This is a genomic window from Dickeya parazeae Ech586, from assembly GCF_000025065.1.
In the GTDB taxonomy this organism is placed as follows: Bacteria; Pseudomonadota; Gammaproteobacteria; order Enterobacterales; family Enterobacteriaceae; genus Dickeya; species Dickeya zeae.
The window spans coordinates 1,716,927-1,738,828 of record NC_013592.1; the positions used below are offsets into that span (position 1 = coordinate 1,716,927).

The following is a 21,902-nucleotide window of genomic DNA, read 5'->3' on the forward strand; positions in this document are numbered from 1 at the left end:
TCCTGGGTAGCGTTTGTGTATAAGATAGGGTGGCTTTTTACTGATTTGTGCGTAGCGCGCAAATGGGTGAAGTAGCCACCTTGATTCAATATGTGGATAGGTTACTGAAAGTAAGGCGATATCCGTAGTGATGATGAATACGAAGTCGGTTGCCGCATTGCAGCCGTGTCGGCCCCGGTTGCTGGCATACGTGATGATGTTAACACTGTCCGGTTGCGCCTATGTACCTCATGATAAGGTTGTCACTGGACCAACGACAGCACAACCTGCATCGCCGTTACAGGCTATCCCTAATGGGTCTATTTTCCAGACCGGTCAGGCGATGAATTACGGGTATCAGCCGATGTTTGAGGATCGTCGACCGAGAAACGTCGGGGATACGTTGACTATCGTGTTGCAAGAAAACGTCAGTGCCAGCAAGAACTCGTCGGCGAATGCCAGCCGGGATGCATCCAGTTCCTTTGGTATGACCACGACACCACGTTTGCTTGAAGGGCCTTTGGGCAACAACCGGGCGGCACTCGATGCTACTGGTAAAGATGCGTTTACCGGGAAGGGCGGCGCTAACGCGAATAATACCTTCACCGGCACAATCACCGTGACGGTCGATCAGGTGCTGACAAACGGCAATTTGCATGTCGTTGGTGAGAAACAAATCGCCGTTAATCAAGGAACTGAGTTTATTCGCTTCTCTGGGGTGGTAAACCCAAGGACTATCAGCGGCAGCAACACCGTGCCGTCGACGCAAGTGGCGGACGCGCGTATGGAATATGTGGGTAATGGCTACATTAACGAAACGCAGACCATGGGCTGGCTGCAGCGCTTCTTCCTTAATGTTTCGCCGTTCTAAATTGATGAGGCACATAATGCGGATCACTTCAGTTTTTACTCTTTTTCTTGCTTTGCTGGTGATGGTGGCTCCGCCAGCATCAGCTGAGCGTATCCGCGATTTGGTGACGATTCAGGGGGTGCGTGATAATGCGCTCATTGGTTATGGTCTGGTTGTCGGGCTGGATGGTACGGGTGACCAGACCACTCAGACTCCGTTCACCACTCAAAGTTTGAATAACATGCTGTCCCAATTAGGGATAACCGTTCCTGCCGGCACCAATATGCAGTTAAAGAACGTAGCGGCAGTCATGGTAACAGCTAAATTGCCGCCGTTTGCTCGTGCAGGGCAGGCCGTCGATGTGGTGGTTTCCTCTATGGGTAATGCCAAGAGCCTGCGAGGCGGTACATTGCTGATGACGCCACTGAAAGGTGTAGATAATCAGGTCTATGCTATCGCTCAAGGTAACCTTTTGATCGGCGGCGCAGGTGCGGCGGCTGGTGGCAGCAGTGTTCAGGTCAACCAGTTATCAGGTGGTCGTATTAGTGGTGGTGCGATTATTGAACGTGAGCTGCCGAACACCTTTGGGACCGGCAATACGATTATGCTGCAGTTAAATCAAGACGATTTCACCATGGCGCAGAGTATCAGCGATGCGATTAATCGCTTCGGTCGTGGCGGTTCTGCGGCACCACTGGACTCCCGTACTGTGCGGGTTATCGTACCAGCTGGCAACAGTGCGCAGGTTCGCTTCCTGGCGGATATGCAGAATATTGAGGTCAATGTCGGTACGCTGGATGCCAAAGTCATCATTAACTCCCGTACCGGCTCAGTAGTGATGAACCGCAATGTTCAGTTGGAAAACTGTGCCGTTGCACAGGGCAACCTGTCTGTGACAATCAATCAACAGAATGTAGTGAGTCAGCCCAATACACCGTTGGCCGGTGGGCAGACGGTCGTTACGCCGCAAACGGAAATTTCTATGCGTCAGGAAGGCGGGGCATTACAGCGCGTGAACTCGAGCGCTAACCTCAACAGTGTGGTTAGGGCCTTGAATTCACTTGGTGCCACGCCAATGGATTTGATGTCAATTCTTCAGGCGATGGAAAGTGCAGGTTGCCTGAGAGCGAAGCTGGAAATCATCTAATGAGTGACATGAAGACGTTTAACAACCCGGCCTATGAAACACAGTCGCTTAACGCGCTAAAGCGGGATGTATCAAGCCATCCCCAAAGCCGCGAAGGGATCCGTGCTGTGGCCAAGCAGTTGGAAGGCGTCTTCGTGCAAATGATGATGAAGAGCATGCGTGATACGCTACCGAAAGATGGTATGTTCAGTAGCGATCAGACGCGTATGATCACCTCAATGTATGATCAGCAACTGGCCCAGCAGATGTCGTCTGGTAAAGGGGTAGGACTGGCGGCTCTCATTGAAAAACAGATGATGGGACAAGGTATTGTCGGGATTGAGCAACCTGCACCATCGACGCCCTTTAAGCCTGATGGTCAGTTGGCTCGCAATATGCCTTCATTTGTGATGGAGCAGATGGTGCGTAAAGCGATGCCTAAGTTACCGGAAAAATCATCGCCATTACCCATGAATAGCGCTGATTTTATTTCCCGTTTATCTACACCTGCGATGCTGGTTAGTCAGCAAAGTGGTATTCCGCATCACCTCATTATGGCGCAAGCCGCCCTTGAATCAGGTTGGGGACAGCATGAAATCCCTACTACCGATGGGCGTCGTAGCCACAACATTTTCGGTATTAAAGCTGGCAGCAACTGGGATGGACCGGTCACGGAAATCACCACGACAGAATACGAACAAGGTGTTGCCAAAAAAGTCACTGCTGCCTTCCGTGTGTATGGTTCTTATCTGGAAGCGCTGAATGATTATGCCAAATTGTTAACCCAGAATCCCCGTTATGTCGGCGTGTCTGCGGCGGCAACAGCGGAACAGGCTGCCGTAGCATTACAGCAGGCTGGGTATGCGACGGATCCAGCTTATGCGAAGAAGCTGGTGAGCATGATCCAGCAGATGAAAAATTCAGGCGAAAAGGCAGTTCAGGCCTATACACATGATCTGAGCGGGATTTTCTAATTTTTCTCAAGTTTTCAGCCCGCCTGCCGATAGCTATACAAGTTAATTTATAACGGCGATATCTTTTTGTGCCCGGCAATAGGTTGTGCCCTGTCTGCGCATGAGTAAGAGTAAAAGGAACCCAGCATGTCCAATTTGATTAACACCGGAATGAGTGGTTTGAGTGCAGCACAAGCGGCACTGAGCACTGTCAGTAACAACATCAGTAATCAGGCTGTTGCAGGGTATAGCCGTCAAAACGCGCTGTTGGCACAGAATAATGGTACAACAACCTCTGCCGGTTACATTGGTAACGGGGTGACGGTTGTCAGCATTAACCGTGATTACAACGATTTTATCGCCAAGCAGTTGCGCGCAGCGCAGGCAACCAGTAGCGCGACCACCTCTTATTACGACCAAATCTCTAAGATTGACAACCTGCTATCGAGTAGCTCATCCAGCCTGTCAACCTCTATTCAGGATTTCTTTAAAAACTTGCAGAACCTGACGAGTAACTCCAGTGATTCGTCCGTTCGTCAGACTGTGTTGGGTAAAGCGAATGCGTTGGTCAATCAGTTCAAAATCACTGACCAGTATTTGCGCGATATGGACAGCAACATCAATGGTGAGCTCTCCGTCACGGTGACGCAGATCAATACCTATGCCCAGCAAATCGCCGATATCAACGATCAGATTGTACGCCTGAAAGGCGCGAATAATGGCGCGGCGCCAAATGATTTGCTGGATCAGCGTGATTCACTGGTTGATTCGTTGAATAAGCTTGTCGGCGTTGATGTCGCGGTTCAAGACGGCAATATGTACAACGTCTCGCTGAAAAACGGCCTGACACTGGTACAAGGTAAAAGCTTCAATACGCTTGTTGCGACGACATCCAGCACTGATCCTACCCGTACTACTATTGCGTATAACGATGCCATAGCTGGTGTGAGCGAAGTGAAGGAGAGCACAATTACCGGTGGTTCTCTCGGCGGGCTGCTTAATTTCCGCACCAGTACGCTCGATAGCGCCCGCAACCAATTAGGTCAGATGGCGTTGGCGTTTAGCGATGCTTTCAACCAGCAACACAAAGCCGGTTTTGACCTGAACAACGCCCAGGGTGGGGACTTCTTTGGCGTCGGTTCGTCCGTCACCTTGAAAAGCGCTAAAAATACGTCTGCTGCGGAGCTGAGTTCTTCCTATCTCAGTGATACCTACTCGATGCAGTACAACGGAACCTCCTGGAGTGTTACCCGGTCTGACGGTACCACTGCCAGTTCAACGCTGTCGGGTTCGGCGTTAACGTTTGATGGTTTCACTATCGATATTTCTGGCTCCGCCGCTTCGGGGGATACCTTCAGCTTCAAAGTATCACCGGGACAGTCTTCCATTTCGCAGACTGCTCCAGCGGCAGCCTCGGCTGCGTCGTTGACGCGCAATGATAACAACTACATCAAAGCGAGCGATTACACCGTTAAATTCGTTGGCCCAGCTGCCAACAACTGGTCGATTACCCGTCTGTCAGATGGTGCCGATTTGTCTTCTTCTGCCACCTATGCCGCAGCCAGTGGGTCTACACCCGCTAGTCTGATTTTTGATGGTATGAAATTAGATATCACCGGTACGCCAGCGGCTAAAGACGTGTTTACTGTGAAAGGTGTACGCGATGTCGTCGTTGGTATGTCTGTTGTCATCTCGGATTCTTCTAAGATAGCAGCGGCTGGTTCTTCGTTGACCTCTACCGGCGGTGGGGTTAGTGATAATACGAATGCTAAAGCATTACTGAATTTGCAGACGGTTAAAGTCGTTGAAGGCAAATCGAGTATCAGTCAGGCATACGCCAGTCTGGTTGGGGACATCGGTAACAAGACGAGTACGGCTAAGGTGACTGATACATCTCAGAAGAATGTGGTGTCACAGTTAACCACCGAGCAGCAGTCTGTGTCTGGTGTAAACCTGGACGAAGAGTACGGTGACCTTGTTCGTTTCCAACAGTACTACATGGCGAATGCCAAGGTAATCCAGACGGCTTCGACGATCTTTGATTCCCTGTTAGCGATCCGGTAACTAAGTTTGTGACGATAAAATCAGTAAGGAAATAAGTTATGCGACTGAGTACCAGTATTATTTTTCAGCAAAGTATGCAGGGCGTCACAGACGGGCTGTCAAATTTCAGCAAAACGGGCCAACAGTTAGCTAGTAATACCCGAGTGGTTAACCCTTCTGATGACCCTATCGCGGCGTCTAAAGCGGTGATGGTCAATCAGGCACAGGCCCAGAACGATCAATATTCTTTGGCGCGTACGTTTGCCGAAAATGGCATGAATAGCGAGCTGTCCGTACTGACTAACGTTGCGACTGCATTGACCAGCGCCAGTACCACACTGTTAAGTGCTGATGGTACAAAGAATGATAACGATCGCCAGCTTATCGCCACGTCGCTGCGTGGGTTGAAAGCCCAGTTGCTCAACCTGGGAAACAGCACCGATGGTAATGGTAATTTTATCTTTGGTGGTTATAAGACCGACGCCCAACCGTTTACTACCAATGCTGCCGGCACAGTGAGCTATGTGGGTGGTAATCAGGCTATTTCTCAGCAGGTGGATGCTGATCGTGTCATGACGGTTGGACATGTCGGGTCTGACGTATTTAATAATGCTAGCGGCACCGCAGATATCTTCGGCGCTCTGGATACTGCGATTAGTGCATTAGAAACACCGCTGGAAGGGGCAACTGATGCTGTGAAGGCTGCTAATACGGCTTCTATTAACGCGGCTAGTCAGAGCCTCAAAAATGCGCTGACGAATGTTTCTTCGGCGCAAGCGACCCTGGGGGTTCAATTGCAGGAAGTCGATACATTGAACAGTATTGGTACTGATCGCAGCAATGCTAATAAACAAACATTGAGTGATTTGGTTGATATCGATATGGTCGCAACCATCTCCACATACATGATGCAACAGCAATCCTTGCAAGCATCATATAAAGCATTTAGCGATATGCAGGGCCTCTCGCTGTTCCAGCTAAACAAATAACATGGAATAGCGGTCCAGTATTTGGATACGCTTAAACCGGGCGTATTCTTTTTGGCATGTCATCCTTCATAAGATGACATGCTTTTTTTTATTGTGCGCAGTGCATAAAAAAGCTCGAGGTACACCAACGCGCGAGGGATTATCCGGCAAACTGGCTTAGCAAATCAGCCAGCAGATCATAGGTTTCGCCAAATAGTTTTTCGGCATAAGGGGAAATAAGGAAAATCAGGAACCCTACAGTAATTATCCCAGTAAAGAGGGTGATAGGAAAACCGATAGCGAAGATGGTTAGTTGTGGCGCCAGCCGACTCAATAACCCAAGCGCCATGTTAATGGTGAGCAGTAATGTAATGAGCGGGAGTGCAAGCATCAGCCCGTTAGAGAAGATCCTTCCGCCAGCGCCTGCGAGAGTCATAAAGACATTACCGCTGACAGGTGACGCCCCTATGGGAATGGTATGGAAACTGTCAACCAGCAGTGAAATCAGCCATAGATGCCCATTCATTGACAGGAAAAGTAACAATGCCAGCAGGTTCATGAACCGGGCGATGACCGGCATATTGGGGCCACCGCTGGGGTCAAAGAACGTGGCGAATGACAGCCCCATCTGCAGGCCGATAATCTCTCCCGCCAGTCGGATCGCAGCAAATGCCAGTTGCATGGTGAACCCCAGCATGACCCCGATCACGACTTGCTGAAACAGCATCCATACGCCTGTTGCAGAAAAGATAGGGATCGAGGCATGCGGGATATTCGGTGCAATGACAATAGTGATGAGCACACCTATGCCGATTTTCACACGGCGGGTAATAGCCCGTTCGCTAAAAATAGGGGCGGTGCTAATCAGCGCCAGAATCCTGACCAGTGGCCAGAAAAACTGATTAAACCAGCCGATCATATCAATGCTGCTGAGGGTAACCATACCTACCCGATCATGTTAGGGAACTGGCTGAACATTGCACGCATGTAGTCAAGAATGACGCTGAGCATCCACGGCCCGGCTACCACAAGGGTAAAAAATACCGTTAGCACTTTAGGGATGAACGACAAGGTCATTTCGTTGATTTGTGTAGCTGCCTGAAGCATGCTGACAATCAAACCACTCACCAGCGCGGCGATAAGCGGGGGGCCTGCCAGCATCAATGCTATTTTCATTGCTTCATAGCCTAAAGCCATGACGGATTCAGGAGTCATACAGGCATTCCTCTGATGATGTGGTGGACAGCAGCATCCGCACTAACTAAGTATAGAAACTCTGGGCCAGCGACCCCAGCAGTAATTGCCATCCGTCAACCAACACGAAAAGCATCAGTTTGAACGGCAACGAAATCGTCGCTGGAGGGACCATCATCATACCCAGTGCCATTAATACGCTGGCGACAACCAGGTCAATCAGCAGAAAAGGAATGAAAATCGTAAAACCGATCTGAAAGGCGGTTTTCAGTTCGCTGGTAACATAAGCCGGCACTAACACTCGCATTGGAACAGCTTCCGGGCCCTGCAGCGAAGGAATCTGAGCCAAACGGGTAAACAATGCTAAATCCGCTTCCCGGGTTTGTCGCAGCATGAACTCACGCAGCGGTTTCGAGCCTTTATCAATAGCGACTTCCATGCTGATTTTGTCTTCACTGAACGGGCGATAGGCCTCATCGTAAATACGGTTCAGTACGGGAGACATAACAAAAAAAGTCAGAAACAGACTGAGACCCAGCAGAACCTGGTTAGGCGGCGCCGTAGGAGTACCTAACGCGTTACGCAGCAAGCTCAGCACGATGATGATACGAGTAAAGCACGTCATCATCAGTAACACGGCTGGAATAAAGCTCAGCGCAGTGATGAAGATCAGGGTCTGAACGGGTAAGGACCAGCTCTGCCCACCATTAGGCAGTGGGTGGCTGATAATGCTGGGCAACTGTGCCAATGCGTGAGGCGCAATCAGCAATAACATTGAGGCCGCAGGGTAACGAAGCAGGCGGAACCAGGTAGAAAGTGAAATCGGACGCTGGGGGGTACTCATTCGGTTTTTTCCGGACGCGTGGTCGCTTTCTTAAGAAACTGAAGAAAATCGGTTGGCGCGATGCTTTCTGCCGATGCAGCATCGTTAATGGGACGAGCAGGCAGGGTATGCAAATGGGTTATTTGTTGGGCTGTAACCCCTAATACAAGCCAGGTGTCATCAACTTCAACGATCACAATGCGCTCACGTTGTCCAACCGGATAAGCCGACACCATTTTCATGATATTGCTGTTTTTAGTCTGCGGCGCAAAACCTAGTTTTCGTAGTGCCCAGGCAACCAGCAAAATCAGTAATAACACACCGCACAATGCGGTACCCACTTGCGACAAGAGCGTACCGCCAGAAATAACGGATTCAGCAGCCACAGGTGGCTGCTGAATGGTCGATGTAATCTGTTGTGCGGTGCCAGCCATTAACGGCCTAGCCTGCGCATACGTTCTGATGGCGTAATAATATCGGTGATACGTACACCATACTTGTCGGAAACCACAACTACTTCACCCTGAGCAATCAGATACCCGTTAATCATGATATCCAGCGGCTCACCAGCCAAACCGTCTAGTGCCACGACAGAGCCCTGTGACAAGCGCAGCAGCTCTTTGATCGTCATTTTGGTGCGCCCTAACTCCACGGTCAACTTAACCGGGATATCCAAAATCAGGTCGATATCCTGCATTGACCCCTGGGTATCCTGCACATCAAAGTTTTTGAAGATATTTTCAGTACTACCCGACGCGCCTTTTTCTGCCGACTGCTGCTCATTAAATGCATCAGCCCACAGATCGTCCACGGAATCCGTTTCTTCGGACGGTTTCTTGATGTCACTCATTGAGCGGTTCCTCGTCATTCAGAGAATTTAAAATGGGGTTAATCAAGTGTTCAACACGCAAGGCATACTGACCATCTAACGTACCGTATTGGCATGTCAATACAGGCACGCCATCCACATGTGCTACCAGGCGTTCAGGTTTATCAATCGGCAAAATATCTCCGGGCTTGAGTTTTAATACCTTTGACAGTCGAACCGGAATATCAACAAAGTTAGCAACCAGCTCTAACTCTGAGTGCTGCACCTGTTTTGCCAGTGTCTCGCGCCAGTGCTGGTCTTCCTGCTGCGAGTTTTCCAGCGGCGGGTTGGCGAGCAATTCGCGTAAAGGTTCAATCATGGAGAAGGGAATACAGATGCTGAATTCACCGGTCAGCGTACCAATTTCCAGGTGGAAAGGGGTGGTTACCACGATATCGTTTGGCGACGTGGTGATATTGGTGAATTTTACCTGCATTTCCGAACGCACGTACTCCACATCGAGCTTGTAAATCGCGTTCCAGGCGTCACTGTAGGATTCGAGAGCCAGTTTCAGCATGCGACGCACTACGCGCTGCTCGGTGTGTGTAAATTCTCGGCCTTCAACCTTGGTAGGAAAACGGCCATCGCCACCGAACAGGTTGTCGACGGCAATAAAAACCAGACTGGGTGAAAACACGAACAGCGCAGTACCGCGCAAGGGCTTCAGGTGTATCAGGTTGAGGTTGGTTGGAACCGGCAGGTTACGTGCAAACTCATGATACGGCTGAATCTTGATAGCGCCAACGGTAATATCAGGGCTACGACGAAGCAGGTTAAACAAGCCCATACGGAATTGGCGCGCGAAACGCTCGTTGATGATCTCCAATGCTTGCAGACGCTCACGGATAACGCGTCGCTGTGTATTGGGATCATAGGGCTTAACATCCCCGTCTTTTTGGGAAGTGGCGCTGCTGGCATCAGCGCTGCTATCACCACTGTCACCGTTTAGCAGAGCATCAATCTCTGCTTGTGAAAGAATGCTGTCACCCATAGTGATTACCGCAAAATGAAAGCAGTGAACAGGACATCGCTGACGACCTGGTTAGGTTGTCCAGGGACCAGCGGTGGGCTTAATACCTGCTTGATATCTTCAACCAGTTTTTGTTTACCTTGTTCCGTTGCCAGAACAGATGAGCTCTGGCGGGAAAACAGCATAATCAAACGACTGCGAATTTCTGGCAGATAGTTCGTCAGGCGTGCACGGGTTGCTTCATCCGGCAATCGCAGGGTTATGCCCACGTACAACACCCGATCCGGGTTGTTATCCGGAGATAACAGGTTAACAGTGAATGTATCCAAAGGCATGAATACAGGTGCCGGCGGCGGAGGCGGCTCGCTGGATGCCGTCTCGGTTTTTTTATGATTCAAGAACCACCAGCCAGCACCCGCTCCAGCTGTAGCTGCCAGGGCGATAACAATCAAGATTATCAGCCAGAGGGAGCGTTTTTTACCACCTGACTGGGCTTTCTTATTAGACGTAGCCAATGATGTATCCTGTTATTTATCAGTATCTCATGGCAATGTTAGCCATGAGATAAATGCGTGATATCATGATTATCCTGCCTATTCACCGCTTCAATACAATGAATAAACAATAAAAAAAGCGTTAACTTTTTCATTAGGCAAAGATATCAACGCCATTAAGCCCCGTTGCCATTGACTGCAACTGTGCTGGTACTGCCAGTGTTTCTGCTTCAGCGCTGGTACGATCTGGTTGACCAAATTGCTGTTGGTAAGACGACGCGTTGCCACCGCCATTCCCATTGGTATTACTTGCCACCTGCTGCTGAGACTGCTGCCAGCTACTGGCGTCTGAGCCTACGCTGCTTTGTCCCAGATTGATACCATTCTCAGCCATAGCACTGCGCAGATGGGGGAGAGCGGATTCCAGTGCGGAGCGTACCTGACTATTGCCAGAAACCAGATGAATCTGGGCCTGATTATCTTCGATTTTCAACGTGATATGCAGTGACCCGAGCTCTTCGGGATGCAGTTTCAATTCTGCTGTCTGCTGCCCGTTACGGGTAAACATAACAACTTGCTGACCCAGTGCGTCATTCCACTGTTGGGTGCCCAAGGGCGCATTAATCTGGCTGGTGACATGCTGTGCTGCCGGTTGGGTTGGCGTCGCATTACTGGCAAACAAGGTAGATAGTGCTTGTAATGACGAGTGTGTGCCTGCGTCGGCGGGTGAGGTGGCGGCAACCGGGTTGCTGGCACTGTCCTCTTTACGCGATACCAACAGAGCATCCTCTTTGGATTGGTCGTAGCCATTTTCAGTAGCGCGTAACCCGGCATTTTGGGCAGCCGTAACGGATGCACCGGTGCCTGACAGCGTTGAGCCTGTATTTGCCGCTGTTGCAGATGCATTCAGTGCAAAATTGCCTTGTGCTGATGTGTCAGTGTTTTTTGTCGAGCTGATTAACGAGCTCAGAACACTGTTGTCGCCTTTACCCTTTTTTAGTACATCCAGCGCATCAGATACCGATTGCGCTGAACCTGTACCGTCAGTCGTCAATTTCCCCTGAGCAGAGGTTTGCGCCGGAATCATAGCGAACAATGCCTGCATGGCTAATGCGTCGGTATTTGCTGTTTTTTCGTCTTTTACACTGTCTTTCTTCTGCGCTTTCGCCAGCAATGACTCAAGGGAATTACCCGACTGCAAATCACTCAGTGTCAGTGTTCCTTTGGTCAACGCACTCAGAATGGCATTCAACTCATCGCTGTTTGCCTCAATACCACTTTTTGCGAGCGCATCCTTGAATTCAGCCGTTTCCTGATCACTGATGACCGTTTTCTTGGTCGATTGCGTTGCCGAGAGTTTTTGAGACAGTAATTGCACAAAATTTTCTGGCAGTTGATCCTTGCCCAGCAGCGCAAGTAGAGAGTTCCCCTGAGGCGTAGTCGTGCTTGCGTCAATCGTTGTAGTAGTTGGCATTGCTGGCAAGTTCATAATTATGTTTTCCTCATTGATGCACGTTGGGCGAACTCATCCATCCGCTTTTGTTCCAGGCGATTTTCATGCGCCAGCATTTTGGTTTGTTCACGTTGTTGCAGCGTACTAAATGCATTTAACCGCTGTTGTTTTTCCTGCCAGGCTTTCACCGCCTGATCCAAACGTGAAGACCAATTTAATAACTGATGCTGGTGCTGCTCAATCGCTTTTTCCAGAGTCAAAATAAATTGCTGGTAATTCTGCCAGGCGGTATTGGCCATGCCTTCGGTCATTGAATCGCTGAGCCGCTGGCGGTAATCATCATGGTAACCTAGCAACATATTCAATTGCTGTTCAGCCTGCGAATAGGCTTTTTGTACCTGGCCCAGATGCGTTGTTGCCGCATCGACTTCCTTTTGGGCTAAATCACGGAGCATGACGAAGGTTGATTGACTACTCATTCGCCCTCCTATCTATTATACGGGAAAATGTTATTGAGTGCCTGACAGGCTTCATCAAACGAACTGCGCTCAAACATTCCCTGCTGCAAAAAATGTTGCATTTGCGGATACAGCTGTATTGCCCGATCAAGCATCGGGTCGCTACCAGCGGCATAGGCGCCAACATTAATCAGGTCGCGATTGCGTTGGTAACTGGATAACGATTGTTTGAACTGCCTCACCGCAGAATAATGGTTCTCATCGATCAATGCTGTCATAGCACGGCTAATCGACGCTTCAATATCAATAGCCGGATAATGCCCAGATTCTGCCAACTGACGGGACAACACAATGTGGCCGTCCAGAATCGCACGGGCAGAGTCAGCAATCGGATCTTGCTGATCGTCACCTTCGGTCAACACCGTATAAAACGCGGTGATCGAACCGCCGCCTGAAATGCCGTTACCTGCACGTTCTACCAGTGCCGGCAGTTTCGCGAAAACTGAAGGCGGATAACCTTTGGTTGCTGGTGGCTCGCCGATTGCCAGCGCAATTTCACGCTGTGCCATCGCATAACGCGTCAGCGAATCCATAATTAACAATACATGATGTCCACGATCGCGGAAATCTTCTGCGATACGTGTAGCATAAGCCGCACCCTGCATACGCAGCAGGGGAGAGACGTCCGCTGGAGCTGCGATCACCACTGAACGTGCGAGCCCTTCAGTACCGAGGATGTTTTCAATGAAGTCTTTGACTTCACGCCCACGCTCCCCGATTAACCCAACGACAATCACATCAGCTTGAGTATAGCGCGCCATCATACCGAGTAGCACACTTTTACCCACGCCGGAGCCAGCGAAAAGCCCCATGCGCTGACCCCGACCAACGGTCAGCAAGGCATTGATGGCCCGAACACCGACATCCAATACATGTTCGATCGGCGTACGCTGGAGAGGGTTAAATGGCGCTGTCATCAGCGGGGCGCTATAGCCGGTATCTGGCGTCGGCAGACCATCCAGCGGTTTGGCACTACCGTCCAGTACTCGTCCCAACAGTGCCGGGCCCAATGGTAATTGCTTGCCCTGGCTGCTGCCGGACAGGCCAACACGTTCGTAGACACGAGCGCCTGGGATGATGCCTTCGACTTCTTCAAGCGGCATCAGGAACATTTTCTGGCCATTAAATCCGACGACTTCACTTTCAACTTCGTCAACCTGATTGCCGGTTTGCCGTTCAATCAAACAGGTCGAGCCTAATGGCATATGCAGGCCAGTTGCTTCAAGCACCAATCCCGTTGCCCGCGTCAGCCGTCCGTAACGGCGTATCGAAGGCGTATTGGTGATGCGTTTTTCAAATGCATCAATGGAAGAAAGCCAACGGGAGAGACGCACTGTCATCACAGTTCTCCCGGCGCAGCCAGTCGGCAAAGTTCATGCCAGCGTGTGGCAATGCTCGCGTCGAGATCCCCTTCTTCAGCGCTGACTTTGCATCCACCGGGGTGTAACTGGTTATCCGCCAACAATCTCCAGCCATGTAGACTGAGGGTTGGTCCGAGGTGCTGTTCTACCATCTCCAGATCTGAAGGGTGCACCCGCAACTGCGGTTTACCGCTAAACATAGGTTCTTGCTGAATAAGCTGCTGTATTTGCCCCATCAGTGCGGTGCCATCACAAACCGGCGATTGGCCAATGACCTGCCTGGCGGCGGTTAAAGCCAGTTGCATCAGCCGTGAAACGATGACGCTGTCAAGAGAATCCAATGTTTGCTGGAACTCATTGACCATTTGCTGCATCTGGGCAATAACCGGCTGCTGCTGCTGAACTGCATTTTGCAATCCCTGCTGTGTACCAGCCTGGAGGCCATCCTGATAACCTGCCGCGTACCCCTGTTGCTTGCCTTCAGCAAACCCGGTTTCGCGAGCCTGTTGCAGTACCTGTTCACGTAACGTTGCCAGGTCATCCTGCGGTTGCTGAAAATCAGACATGGCAAAAAAGCCGTTATCATCTTCCGATGACATCGGGGTTGACGTGGAAGAGGGCGTAGCCGGTGCTGCCGTCTCTTTAACTGCGGGGGCGGTAGGAGCGGAAAGGTCATCCAACTTCCACGGTTGCCAGTTAAGATCACTGGAAGAATTAGACAAACGCGTCATCACCACCACCGATAATCATTTCTCCGCTGTCTGCCAGACGACGCACAATAAGCAGAATGGCTTTCTGTTCGTTTTCCACCTGAGACATACGGACTGGGCCACGGGTTGCCAGGTCGTCGCGCAGAATTTCTGCCGCACGCTGCGACATGTTGCGCAGGAACTTCTCGCGCAGCGGCTGCTCGGCGCCTTTCAGGGCGATCAGCAAAGACTCGGACTCCACTTCCTGCAGCAGACGCTGGATACTGCGGTCGTCCACTTCCACCAGGTTTTCGAACAGGAACATTTCGTCGATAATTTTTTGCGCCAGTTCACCATCGAATTCGCGTACCGCATCGATAACGGCTTCTTCATGCTGCGTTTTCATCAGGTTGATGATTTCTGCCGCAGTACGAACACCACCCATCTTACTGCGTTTGAGGTTTTGACCATCCAACAGTCCGTTAAGCACTTCGGTCAATTCCGCCAGTGCCGACGGCTGCACCCCACCAAAGGTAGCGATACGCAACATGACATCGTTACGCATACGCTCATCGAAATGCGCCAGAATATCCGCTGCCTGCGCACGTTTGAGGTGCACCAGAATGGTCGCGATAATCTGCGGGTGTTCGTCGCGAATAAGGTCAGCTGCGCTTTGCGGTTCCATGAAGTTGAGCGTTTCCATACCAGTAGACGTTTCTTTGCTTTCAAGAATGTCTTCCAGCAGGCTAGAGGCACGCTCTTCACCCAGTGCTTTAACCAGCACAGAACGAAGGTATTCGCCAGCATTGACGCCCAATGCGGCATACTGCTCGGCTTCAAGATCAAACTCGCGCAATACTTCCAGCAACTCGGATTGAGAGACCTGCTTCATATTGGCCATGGCAGCACTGAGGTGCTGTACTTCACGCGTCGAAAGGTGTGTGAAAACCTCCGCCGCACGATCTTCGCCGATGGTCATCAATAAGACGGCGCTTTTTTCTGTACCTGTCAGACTCATAGTTCGTTACTCATCCAGTGGCGGATTACCAGTGCGACAACACGAGGATCGTTCTCGGCCAGCTCACGAATACGCTGGCTGTGCATCTCGGCATGAGCCCGCTGTTCGGATTTCTTCTGTATTTCCTCTTCCATTGCACTGATGGTGACGGAGACATCCGAATCCTGACCACGCAGCGCAGCAGCCGCCTCGGCAGCTTGTTGTATCTGAGAACGTCTTTGCAACTGCGGACGCACCAGTTTGCGATACATAATCCAACCAACAATCAGTACCAGCAGCCAGCGGCCTGCTTCAATCAGCAGATCGAAGAATGCCTGTTTCTTCCAGAAGGGCAGTTCACCCGCAGAAGTGTCAGTGACGGTGAACGGCGTGTTGACTACGTTCACGGAGTCACCACGGTCACTGGAGAAGCCCATGGATTCACGTACTAACGCTTCGATTTTCTTGAGCTGTTCATCACTGAGCGCTGCTGGCTTACCATCTTCACCTTGTGTGTAGTTAACTACTACGGCGACAGATAAACGCTGGACGCTTCCGGTGCTTTGTTTGGTATGGCGAATAGTACGGTCAACTTCATAGTTGATCGTCTGATCACGACGGCTGTTGAATGTCTGGTTTGCCGAATTGCTTGCTGATGTTTGGGTATTGTTCCCCGCAGCATTAGCATTGTTCGCGTTATTGGTATTGTTAGCGTTATTGGCATTATTCGCGTTGTTTGTCGGCGGCGTTGAAATAGGCGCTGTCGGCGCTGGGGTCGGGGTATTAGACAGCGCGCCAGGCACACCACCTACATTCGGCCCACCACGCTGGTCGCTTTGACTAGTTTGTTGAGAGCGTACCGCGGCCTGATTGGGTGTCTGGTTCGGCTGATATTGTTCATCAGTCTGTTCACGATTGGCAAAATCGATTTGAGCAGTGACCTGCGCATGTACATTGCCCGCGCCAACTACTGGTGTCAGGATGGCTTCAATGCGGCGCTGGTAATTACTTTCTACCTCGTTGGCATATTTCAACTGCGCGGCATTCAGGTCGCGCCCCGAACCATCGTTTTGCGTCAGCAGTTTGCCTGTCTGATCAACGACGGTCACCTTGTCGGCGGGAAGTCCGGCTACGCTGCTGGAAACGAGATAGGTAATCGCGTTGATTTGGCTATCATCCAGCGCACGGCCTGGTTGCAGTGTGACGGTAACCGCTGCAGAGGGAGATTTCTGCTCGCGTACAAACAATGAGGGCTTAGGAATAGCCAGGTGAACGCGAGCACTCTGGATTGGCCCCAGCGTTTCCATGGTTCTTGCCAGCTCACCTTCAAGGGCTCGCTGGTAATTAATTTGTTCGCTGAACTGGCTGATACCGAATTTTTCTTGATCGAGCAGTTCAAAACCGACTGCACCACCTTTCGGCAAACCTTGCTGGGCCAGTTTCAATCGGGTTTCGTAGACTTTATCTGCCGGGATCAGAATGGCTGCACCGTTTTCCGCAAAGCGGTAAGGGATATTCATTTTTCCCAGTTCGGAAACAATGCTGCCACCATCGCGCTCGTTCAGATTAGTATAGAGCGCACGATAATCGGGGCCACGAGCCCACAATGACAAGGCGACAACAATAGCAATCGTTGCTGCCGCAGCGATCAACAAAGGGATTTTAGGATTGGCACGCAAACGGTTGAGTATCTCGCCAAAGCTTTTCCCACCGGTAGCGGCTCCGGATGTTAAGGCGTTCATACTCTATCTCTGCCTGGTTGCTGAACGATATGGATAACGTTGTAACGTAACAAAACAGAACTCCCTGATTGCGCAATCATAAAAACTCATCACCGACATTTACCGGCATGCCATTATTTTCCGTAACGCGAAAATTGATGGGTCGATAAGCTGGCATTTTTAATGTCATTTATACGATTTACTACCTTGCGGATATGATAGCGTAGTAAACCGGTAAAGAGATGTATGTGAAATAAACTGCGTTACCAGCGGTTTTTTCTTGCTGGTGTTCTGTATGTTTATAATTTATTTGATTTTTATTATGTTCTCAATCTTTAGTTGAGGAATAGGGCATGTCTATTCAGGGTATTGATGCGGTATTGCAGCAAATGCAGGTTACCGCAACCAAAGCTGCCGGTGGACTGGATTCCACTGCAGCGTCGCAGTCTGGCTTTGCCAGTGAGCTGAAAGCTGCAATTGAGAAAATCAACGAAACGCGCACACAAGCTCAGGCACAAGGCGAGGCGTTTACGTTAGGTAAGCCGGGGGTTGCCCTGAACGATGTGATGATTGACAACCAGAAGGCTTCCATTGCTTTGCAGATGGGCGTTCAGGTGCGCAACAAACTGGTGTCAGCCTACCAGGAAGTGATGAATATGACGATATAATCGCAAGTCAATTATTTTGCGATGCAATCCAGGAGCGTTATATATTACGCTTTTGTATCAGGGTGAATAGTCACTGGCTATTCACCCTGATTTTTAAGAAAAATGTATGTACCTAAAATAATTCGAGTTGCAGGAAGGCGGCAATCGAGCGAATCCCCAGGAGCTTACACAAGTAAGTCACTGGGGTGAGTGAGAGCAGCCAACGCACCTGCAACTCGAAGTATGAAGGGTATAGTCATAAATATCATAGCGATGAGCCCGTTCTGAGTGGTCAGGGCTCGTCAGTGGATAAGGCGGTGGTGTTAATCAGGACTGGGGTTTCCCAGGAAGAATATCGTTGGAAAACTCGGCGTATGTATTATTGACTGATTTTTGGTTCTGAGACTGCTGGATCAAGACTGCTAGCTCTTGCATTCTGTTTTGTAGCAGTTCCTTCACTTGCGCTTCCGTATCCAGTATATCTTGAAGCAATTGCCGGAACTGTAATTGCACCGTGCTGGGGATAGTGGCAGGGACTGTAATCTGGCTGATTCTCTCTATTGACTGAATATAAACAATTTCCTGTTCAACAACATCATCCCATAATCCATTGAGGGCCATGGTTTTGATATTCCGGATGAGTGTGAGTAACCCCTGATACTCAGTTAGTAATGGAGAGAGATTTTCCATTAGCGCGTTTCCGTCGTTGGTTGATAACCCGGCCCAATTTGTTTCCATGCATCCGCAATGTTATCAAGGAGAGCTTCCACTTCCATAATTGCCTGCAAATCATTATTAATATTGGCATGCAATAATCGACGCACCATGTAGTCGTAAAGGTCGGCAAGGTTTTCTGCCAGTTCGCCGCCGTTTTCCATATCTAATCCGAGCTTCAAGCCATTACTGATGATATCAATGGCTTTAGATAGCGCATTCCCTTTGCCGACGACGTCATTCTGCTCAAGAAGAATTCTTGCCCGGACAAGTGCACTTTTAGTCCCGTCAAATAGCATAACGATCAACTGATGCGGGTTGGCGCTCATTACTGCGCTTTCCACACTTACCTGAGCATACGCCTGACTGGCACTCTTTCTATACATGACCATGCGTTGAATAACCGATTAATAATGATAAAAAATAATACTTATCGTTATCTGACGTGCTACAAAATAGAGCACGCCAGATACCTCTGAGCTAATTAGCTGCTGCTGGTTTTATTAAACTGCTGTGTCAGGTAACTACTAGTTGACGATAGTTTAGACAACAAGGTGTTAAGCTGGGTAAACTGAGTCTTATAACGATTCATCGTCGCATCAATACTGTCTTGAATACTGGCAAGCTGTTTAGTTACGGTTGCCTGACTTGTCTTGATGCCAGCCTGAGCTGATTTGATCAATCCATCACTTGAATCCAGCGTCTTGCTCAGATAATTCCCTGCTTGGGTTGCAAATCCGGTAGTGGAGCCGTCGCCGGTGAAGAATGTCGTTACACTACCCGCGCTGGTTTTGAGTGTATTTGTCAGTTTGGTATTATCGACAAGCAGTTTGCCGTTATTGGTTGGATCCTGAGTAATTCCCAGGTCAGCCATGGTATGCAGACTACCACTACCAGTTTGTAGGTTGGTCATCAGACTCTGTAACTGTCGTTGAATGGTACGAACGGTACTGTCACCAACCAGTGCGCCGTTGCTGGCGGACTGAGTACCATTACTTGTATCTGTTGCTGAAGGTGGGTTGTAATTAGTTTGGGTTTTGATTGTGTCCAGTACGTTGTTGTAAGCTGTGACCCAATTCTGGATTGCTTGTTGTGTACCGGTAGCATCTGAGGAAATGCTCAGATTTTCTGCAGACGAACCGGTCGCTGATGCCGCTTTAAGATTGAGCGTCACACCAGTGATAGCGGTAGCCACCGTATTACTCTGGCTGGTGACTGACATACCGTTAAGTGTAAACGATGCATCTTTGGCGGCTACCTGTTCAGTAAAGCTACCCAGTGAGCTGGACAGATTACCACTTACGGAGATAGTCATTGCAGACTTCGTACCGGTGTCTTTTGCAGTCAGCATCAGGTAGTTGCTGGTACCGTTATTCATTATACTGGCGCTGACGCCGCCACCGGCATTGTTAATAGCGTCACGAATATCATTCAATGACGTCTTGTCATCCGTCAGGCTGATGGTCAGTGGGGTCGATTGGCTGGATTGAGATATCGTAATCGTACTGCTGGTGCTAGAAGTACCTCCAGAAACCAGCGCGGTTGAAGCGCTGCTAAAAGCCCCAGAGATTTGCGACTGTGCCTGAGCCAGGTTATTAACAAAAATGCTATAAGTCCCGGCCACAGCGGTACTGTCTGTGCTTGCACTGAATGCCGTGTTAGTGCTTGTCACTGCAGTCGATGTAATACTCTTCATATTCTGCAGCGTTGTGGTTGCAGTCTGAAGACTCTTCATCGACGCTTCAACTGCGCTATAAGCCTTTGCCTGTGCGCTTAGCGAGTCGCTCTTAGTTTGGTAGGGGGTCAAACGCTGTGCTTCGACGGTTTGCAACTTGGTAAGCAGAGAACTCAGGTCGAGTGACGAACCACTGACCGAGGTACCCAAGTTCATACCTATCGAAGAGATAATGTCTGAGTTACTGCTAACCGTCGTAGCCATAGAAATACCCTTGCATTGAAATTGTGAACTGACAGTCTTATCGGCACTGTATCCGAAAAGTTTACGGGCGTAATGTAAATTTCAGCGTAATCGTTAATCGCCTTGATTTCCATCACACCAACATACTCTGGTGACTCTATCACGGTATTATGAACGTAATGCAGGGAGAGTGTGCTGCAATTATGTACGGCGGACGTGTTACAGCCAATAGGGTGTAACAGCGTAGGACTTGTCCGGTTATGGTAACAGCGAGGGAGTGTAATGGAGCGATTGTGCTCTGTCGGTCGTTCATTCTCGCCAGTCATTGGATGGCCAACTAAATAATGAAAGTGGTAAAAAGTAAGTGGTTGCCGCAACTCTCTCACCTGCCGTTTCCCTGTTCTACATTGCTGTAAAGGCCGTCAGACCTGACTTTTTAAGGGGGAAGTGAAAATTTCAAAAAAAAACTAAAGGTTGTTTTACCCCGGCCGATACAGTTAGTGACGGTGATGACACCGGGGGCAACAGCCCATCCCCATTAATAGAGATGAAAGGAATACAATTATGGCAGTCATTAATACTAACAGCATGTCGCTGTTGGCCCAGTCCAACCTGAACAAATCTCAATCTTCCCTGCAGACTGCTATCGAACGTCTGTCCTCTGGTCTGGCTATCAACAGCGCCAAAGACAACGCAGCAGGCTCTGGTATCGTTAACGGCATGACTGCTCAGATCAAAGGTCTGACCCAGGCTTCCAAAAACGCCAACGACGGTGTGTCTCTGGTTCAGACCGCTGAAGGTAACCTGGACACCATCAACGACAACTTGCAGCGTATCCGTGAACTGGCCGTACAGGCAGCGAACGACACCAACGGTACTAACGACCGTTCTGCAATCCAGACTGAAATCAACCGTCGTGTTGACGAAATCAACCGTGTTGCTGCCAGCGCAAACTTCAACGGCAAAAAACTGCTGGACGGTTCTGTTACCGCTACTGGCTTCAACATTCAGGTTGGTGCTGGTACCACTTCTAACGACTCCATCTCTGTTGGTAGCTCTGCACTGATCAACGCAACTGCTGGTGGCCTGGGTATCACCGCTACCAATACCGACGTATCTAATGCTGCAGGCGCTACTGCACTGGTTGCGGCAATTGATACTGCTCTGCAGACCGTCAACACCGCTAAGGCAAACATTGGTGCGACTCTGAACCGCTTCCAGTCTACCATTGACAACCTGAGCAACACCATCAACAACCTGAGCGGTGCTCGTAGCCGTATTCAGGATGCTGACTACGCGACCGAAGTATCTAACATGAGCCGTGCGCAGATTCTGCAGCAGGCTGGTACTTCAGTACTGGCTCAGGCTAACCAGGTTCCGCAGACTGTTCTGAAACTGTTGCAGTAATCTCGGTTTACGCAGTGATGAATTCAGAAACCAACCCTTCGGGGTTGGTTTTTTTTATTCTGTGATGTTATCGCGATAAATAAAATTATCAGAATAAAAATCGACTTCTTAAGCGATGAAATAGGGAAGTTATAATTTGATGCTCAGAGGATTGGTGAAAAAGGTTTTCTTATATACTGGAAGCAATTTTATCTCCGCATAAAGTATTG

At 49.8% G+C, this 21,902-nt stretch carries 23 protein-coding genes; 7 read left to right on the plus strand and 16 right to left on the minus strand.

Annotated elements, in window-relative coordinates; translation table 11 throughout:
* Positions 1–133 precede the first annotated feature (133 nt).
* The 5 genes from DD586_RS07570 to flgL all read left to right on the plus strand — a co-directional run bounded on the left by DD586_RS07570 (position 134) and on the right by flgL (position 5,940).
* Positions 134–850 carry a flagellar basal body L-ring protein FlgH gene (locus DD586_RS07570; protein ID WP_033581297.1) on the plus strand — a complete coding sequence of 239 codons (717 nt, stop codon included), beginning with the start codon at positions 134–136 and terminating at the stop codon, positions 848–850.
* A 16-nt stretch (positions 851–866) separates the two neighbouring features.
* Positions 867–1,976 carry a flagellar basal body P-ring protein FlgI gene (locus DD586_RS07575; RefSeq protein ID WP_012884219.1) on the plus strand — a complete coding sequence of 370 codons (1,110 nt, stop codon included), beginning with the start codon at positions 867–869 and terminating at the stop codon, positions 1,974–1,976.
* Positions 1,976–2,929 (plus strand): flagellar assembly peptidoglycan hydrolase FlgJ, encoded by a 954-nt coding sequence (flgJ, locus tag DD586_RS07580; protein WP_012884220.1) that lies wholly within the window; start codon positions 1,976–1,978, stop codon positions 2,927–2,929. The genes DD586_RS07575 and flgJ overlap by 1 nt, the downstream gene beginning before the upstream one ends.
* A gap of 126 nt (positions 2,930–3,055) precedes the next feature.
* Positions 3,056–4,972 carry a flagellar hook-associated protein FlgK gene (flgK, locus tag DD586_RS07585; RefSeq protein WP_012884221.1) on the plus strand — a complete coding sequence of 639 codons (1,917 nt, stop codon included), beginning with the start codon at positions 3,056–3,058 and terminating at the stop codon, positions 4,970–4,972.
* A gap of 38 nt (positions 4,973–5,010) precedes the next feature.
* Positions 5,011–5,940: a flagellar hook-associated protein FlgL gene (flgL, locus tag DD586_RS07590; RefSeq protein ID WP_012884222.1), complete on the plus strand. Its 930-nt coding sequence runs from the start codon at positions 5,011–5,013 to the stop codon at positions 5,938–5,940.
* 139 nt (positions 5,941–6,079) lie between these two features.
* Here the strand turns inward: flgL and fliR are convergent, their stop codons facing one another.
* From fliR to fliF, 13 genes are all read right to left on the minus strand, one after another.
* On the minus strand, positions 6,080–6,862 hold the full coding sequence (gene fliR / locus DD586_RS07595) for a flagellar biosynthetic protein FliR (protein ID WP_012884223.1): 783 nt from the start codon (positions 6,860–6,862) through the stop codon (positions 6,080–6,082).
* Between the two features lie 2 nt (positions 6,863–6,864).
* Positions 6,865–7,134 carry a flagellar biosynthesis protein FliQ gene (gene fliQ, locus DD586_RS07600; RefSeq protein ID WP_012884224.1) on the minus strand — a complete coding sequence of 90 codons (270 nt, stop codon included), beginning with the start codon at positions 7,132–7,134 and terminating at the stop codon, positions 6,865–6,867.
* A 46-nt stretch (positions 7,135–7,180) separates the two neighbouring features.
* Entirely contained in the window at positions 7,181–7,888 is a 708-nt protein-coding gene (gene fliP, locus DD586_RS07605) for a flagellar type III secretion system pore protein FliP (protein ID WP_192810572.1), read from the minus strand.
* Positions 7,889–7,953: 65 nt separating this feature from the next.
* Entirely contained in the window at positions 7,954–8,370 is a 417-nt protein-coding gene (gene fliO / locus DD586_RS07610; RefSeq protein WP_012884226.1) for a flagellar biosynthetic protein FliO, read from the minus strand.
* Entirely contained in the window at positions 8,370–8,786 is a 417-nt protein-coding gene (fliN, locus tag DD586_RS07615; RefSeq protein WP_012884227.1) for a flagellar motor switch protein FliN, read from the minus strand. Before fliN ends, fliO begins: the two co-directional genes overlap by 1 nt.
* Entirely contained in the window at positions 8,779–9,795 is a 1,017-nt protein-coding gene (gene fliM / locus DD586_RS07620) for a flagellar motor switch protein FliM (RefSeq protein ID WP_012884228.1), read from the minus strand. The genes fliN and fliM overlap by 8 nt, the downstream gene beginning before the upstream one ends.
* Positions 9,796–9,800: 5 nt before the next feature.
* The gene (fliL, locus tag DD586_RS07625) at positions 9,801–10,289 is read right to left on the minus strand and encodes a flagellar basal body-associated protein FliL (RefSeq protein WP_012884229.1); all 489 of its coding nucleotides are present in this window, start codon (positions 10,287–10,289) and stop codon (positions 9,801–9,803) included.
* 133 nt (positions 10,290–10,422) lie between these two features.
* Entirely contained in the window at positions 10,423–11,757 is a 1,335-nt protein-coding gene (locus tag DD586_RS07630; RefSeq protein WP_012884230.1) for a flagellar hook-length control protein FliK, read from the minus strand.
* A gap of 2 nt (positions 11,758–11,759) precedes the next feature.
* Positions 11,760–12,200, minus strand: coding sequence for a flagellar export protein FliJ (gene fliJ / locus DD586_RS07635; protein ID WP_012884231.1), 441 nt, complete (start codon positions 12,198–12,200; stop codon positions 11,760–11,762).
* Between the two features lie 8 nt (positions 12,201–12,208).
* Complete coding sequence (gene fliI / locus DD586_RS07640; protein ID WP_012884232.1) at positions 12,209–13,579, minus strand: flagellar protein export ATPase FliI; 1,371 nt, start codon at positions 13,577–13,579, stop codon at positions 12,209–12,211.
* On the minus strand, positions 13,579–14,340 hold the full coding sequence (gene fliH / locus DD586_RS07645; protein WP_012884233.1) for a flagellar assembly protein FliH: 762 nt from the start codon (positions 14,338–14,340) through the stop codon (positions 13,579–13,581). The genes fliI and fliH overlap by 1 nt, the downstream gene beginning before the upstream one ends.
* Positions 14,315–15,307, minus strand: coding sequence for a flagellar motor switch protein FliG (gene fliG / locus DD586_RS07650; protein WP_012884234.1), 993 nt, complete (start codon positions 15,305–15,307; stop codon positions 14,315–14,317). Before fliG ends, fliH begins: the two co-directional genes overlap by 26 nt.
* Positions 15,304–17,028, minus strand: a complete 1,725-nt coding sequence (gene fliF / locus DD586_RS07655) for a flagellar basal-body MS-ring/collar protein FliF (protein ID WP_012884235.1) — start codon at positions 17,026–17,028, stop codon at positions 15,304–15,306. Before fliF ends, fliG begins: the two co-directional genes overlap by 4 nt.
* 332 nt (positions 17,029–17,360) lie before the next feature.
* Between fliF and fliE the strand changes: the two genes are divergently transcribed.
* Positions 17,361–17,675, plus strand: coding sequence for a flagellar hook-basal body complex protein FliE (gene fliE / locus DD586_RS07660; RefSeq protein ID WP_012884236.1), 315 nt, complete (start codon positions 17,361–17,363; stop codon positions 17,673–17,675).
* A 306-nt stretch (positions 17,676–17,981) separates the two neighbouring features.
* Here the strand turns inward: fliE and fliT are convergent, their stop codons facing one another.
* The 3 genes from fliT to fliD all read right to left on the minus strand — a co-directional run bounded on the left by fliT (position 17,982) and on the right by fliD (position 20,307).
* On the minus strand, positions 17,982–18,344 hold the full coding sequence (gene fliT / locus DD586_RS07665; RefSeq protein ID WP_012884237.1) for a flagellar protein FliT: 363 nt from the start codon (positions 18,342–18,344) through the stop codon (positions 17,982–17,984).
* Complete coding sequence (gene fliS, locus DD586_RS07670; protein WP_041164364.1) at positions 18,344–18,754, minus strand: flagellar export chaperone FliS; 411 nt, start codon at positions 18,752–18,754, stop codon at positions 18,344–18,346. The genes fliT and fliS overlap by 1 nt, the downstream gene beginning before the upstream one ends.
* Positions 18,755–18,852: 98 nt before the next feature.
* The gene (fliD, locus tag DD586_RS07675) at positions 18,853–20,307 is read right to left on the minus strand and encodes a flagellar filament capping protein FliD (protein WP_012884239.1); all 1,455 of its coding nucleotides are present in this window, start codon (positions 20,305–20,307) and stop codon (positions 18,853–18,855) included.
* 543 nt (positions 20,308–20,850) lie between these two features.
* Here fliD and DD586_RS07680 point away from each other — a divergent pair.
* A complete protein-coding gene (locus tag DD586_RS07680) occupies positions 20,851–21,693 on the plus strand; it encodes a flagellin N-terminal helical domain-containing protein (protein ID WP_012884240.1) in 843 nt (280 codons plus the stop codon).
* The last annotated feature ends 209 nt before the right edge of the window (positions 21,694–21,902 follow it).

Bases quoted from the DNA above. Each gene is read 5' to 3' on its own strand.
- DD586_RS07570 (WP_033581297.1), top strand. From the start codon at position 134: ATGAATACGAAGTCGGTTGCCGCATTGCAGCCGTGTCGGCCCCGGTTG.
- DD586_RS07575 (WP_012884219.1), top strand. From the start codon at position 867: ATGCGGATCACTTCAGTTTTTACTCTTTTTCTTGCTTTGCTGGTGATG.
- flgJ (WP_012884220.1), top strand. From the start codon at position 1,976: ATGAGTGACATGAAGACGTTTAACAACCCGGCCTATGAAACACAGTCG.
- flgK (WP_012884221.1), top strand. From the start codon at position 3,056: ATGTCCAATTTGATTAACACCGGAATGAGTGGTTTGAGTGCAGCACAA.
- flgL (WP_012884222.1), top strand. From the start codon at position 5,011: ATGCGACTGAGTACCAGTATTATTTTTCAGCAAAGTATGCAGGGCGTC.
- fliR (WP_012884223.1), bottom strand. From the start codon at position 6,862: ATGGTTACCCTCAGCAGCATTGATATGATCGGCTGGTTTAATCAGTTT.
- fliQ (WP_012884224.1), bottom strand. From the start codon at position 7,134: ATGACTCCTGAATCCGTCATGGCTTTAGGCTATGAAGCAATGAAAATA.
- fliP (WP_192810572.1), bottom strand. From the start codon at position 7,888: ATGTTATTGCTGATTGCGCCTCACGCATTGGCACAGTTGCCCAGCATT.
- fliO (WP_012884226.1), bottom strand. From the start codon at position 8,370: ATGGCTGGCACCGCACAACAGATTACATCGACCATTCAGCAGCCACCT.
- fliN (WP_012884227.1), bottom strand. From the start codon at position 8,786: ATGAGTGACATCAAGAAACCGTCCGAAGAAACGGATTCCGTGGACGAT.
- fliM (WP_012884228.1), bottom strand. From the start codon at position 9,795: ATGGGTGACAGCATTCTTTCACAAGCAGAGATTGATGCTCTGCTAAAC.
- DD586_RS07630 (WP_012884230.1), bottom strand. From the start codon at position 11,757: ATGAACTTGCCAGCAATGCCAACTACTACAACGATTGACGCAAGCACG.
- fliJ (WP_012884231.1), bottom strand. From the start codon at position 12,200: ATGAGTAGTCAATCAACCTTCGTCATGCTCCGTGATTTAGCCCAAAAG.
- fliI (WP_012884232.1), bottom strand. From the start codon at position 13,579: ATGACAGTGCGTCTCTCCCGTTGGCTTTCTTCCATTGATGCATTTGAA.
- fliG (WP_012884234.1), bottom strand. From the start codon at position 15,307: ATGAGTCTGACAGGTACAGAAAAAAGCGCCGTCTTATTGATGACCATC.
- fliF (WP_012884235.1), bottom strand. From the start codon at position 17,028: ATGAACGCCTTAACATCCGGAGCCGCTACCGGTGGGAAAAGCTTTGGC.
- fliE (WP_012884236.1), top strand. From the start codon at position 17,361: ATGTCTATTCAGGGTATTGATGCGGTATTGCAGCAAATGCAGGTTACC.
- fliT (WP_012884237.1), bottom strand. From the start codon at position 18,344: ATGGAAAATCTCTCTCCATTACTAACTGAGTATCAGGGGTTACTCACA.
- fliS (WP_041164364.1), bottom strand. From the start codon at position 18,754: ATGTATAGAAAGAGTGCCAGTCAGGCGTATGCTCAGGTAAGTGTGGAA.
- fliD (WP_012884239.1), bottom strand. From the start codon at position 20,307: ATGGCTACGACGGTTAGCAGTAACTCAGACATTATCTCTTCGATAGGT.
- DD586_RS07680 (WP_012884240.1), top strand. From the start codon at position 20,851: ATGGCAGTCATTAATACTAACAGCATGTCGCTGTTGGCCCAGTCCAAC.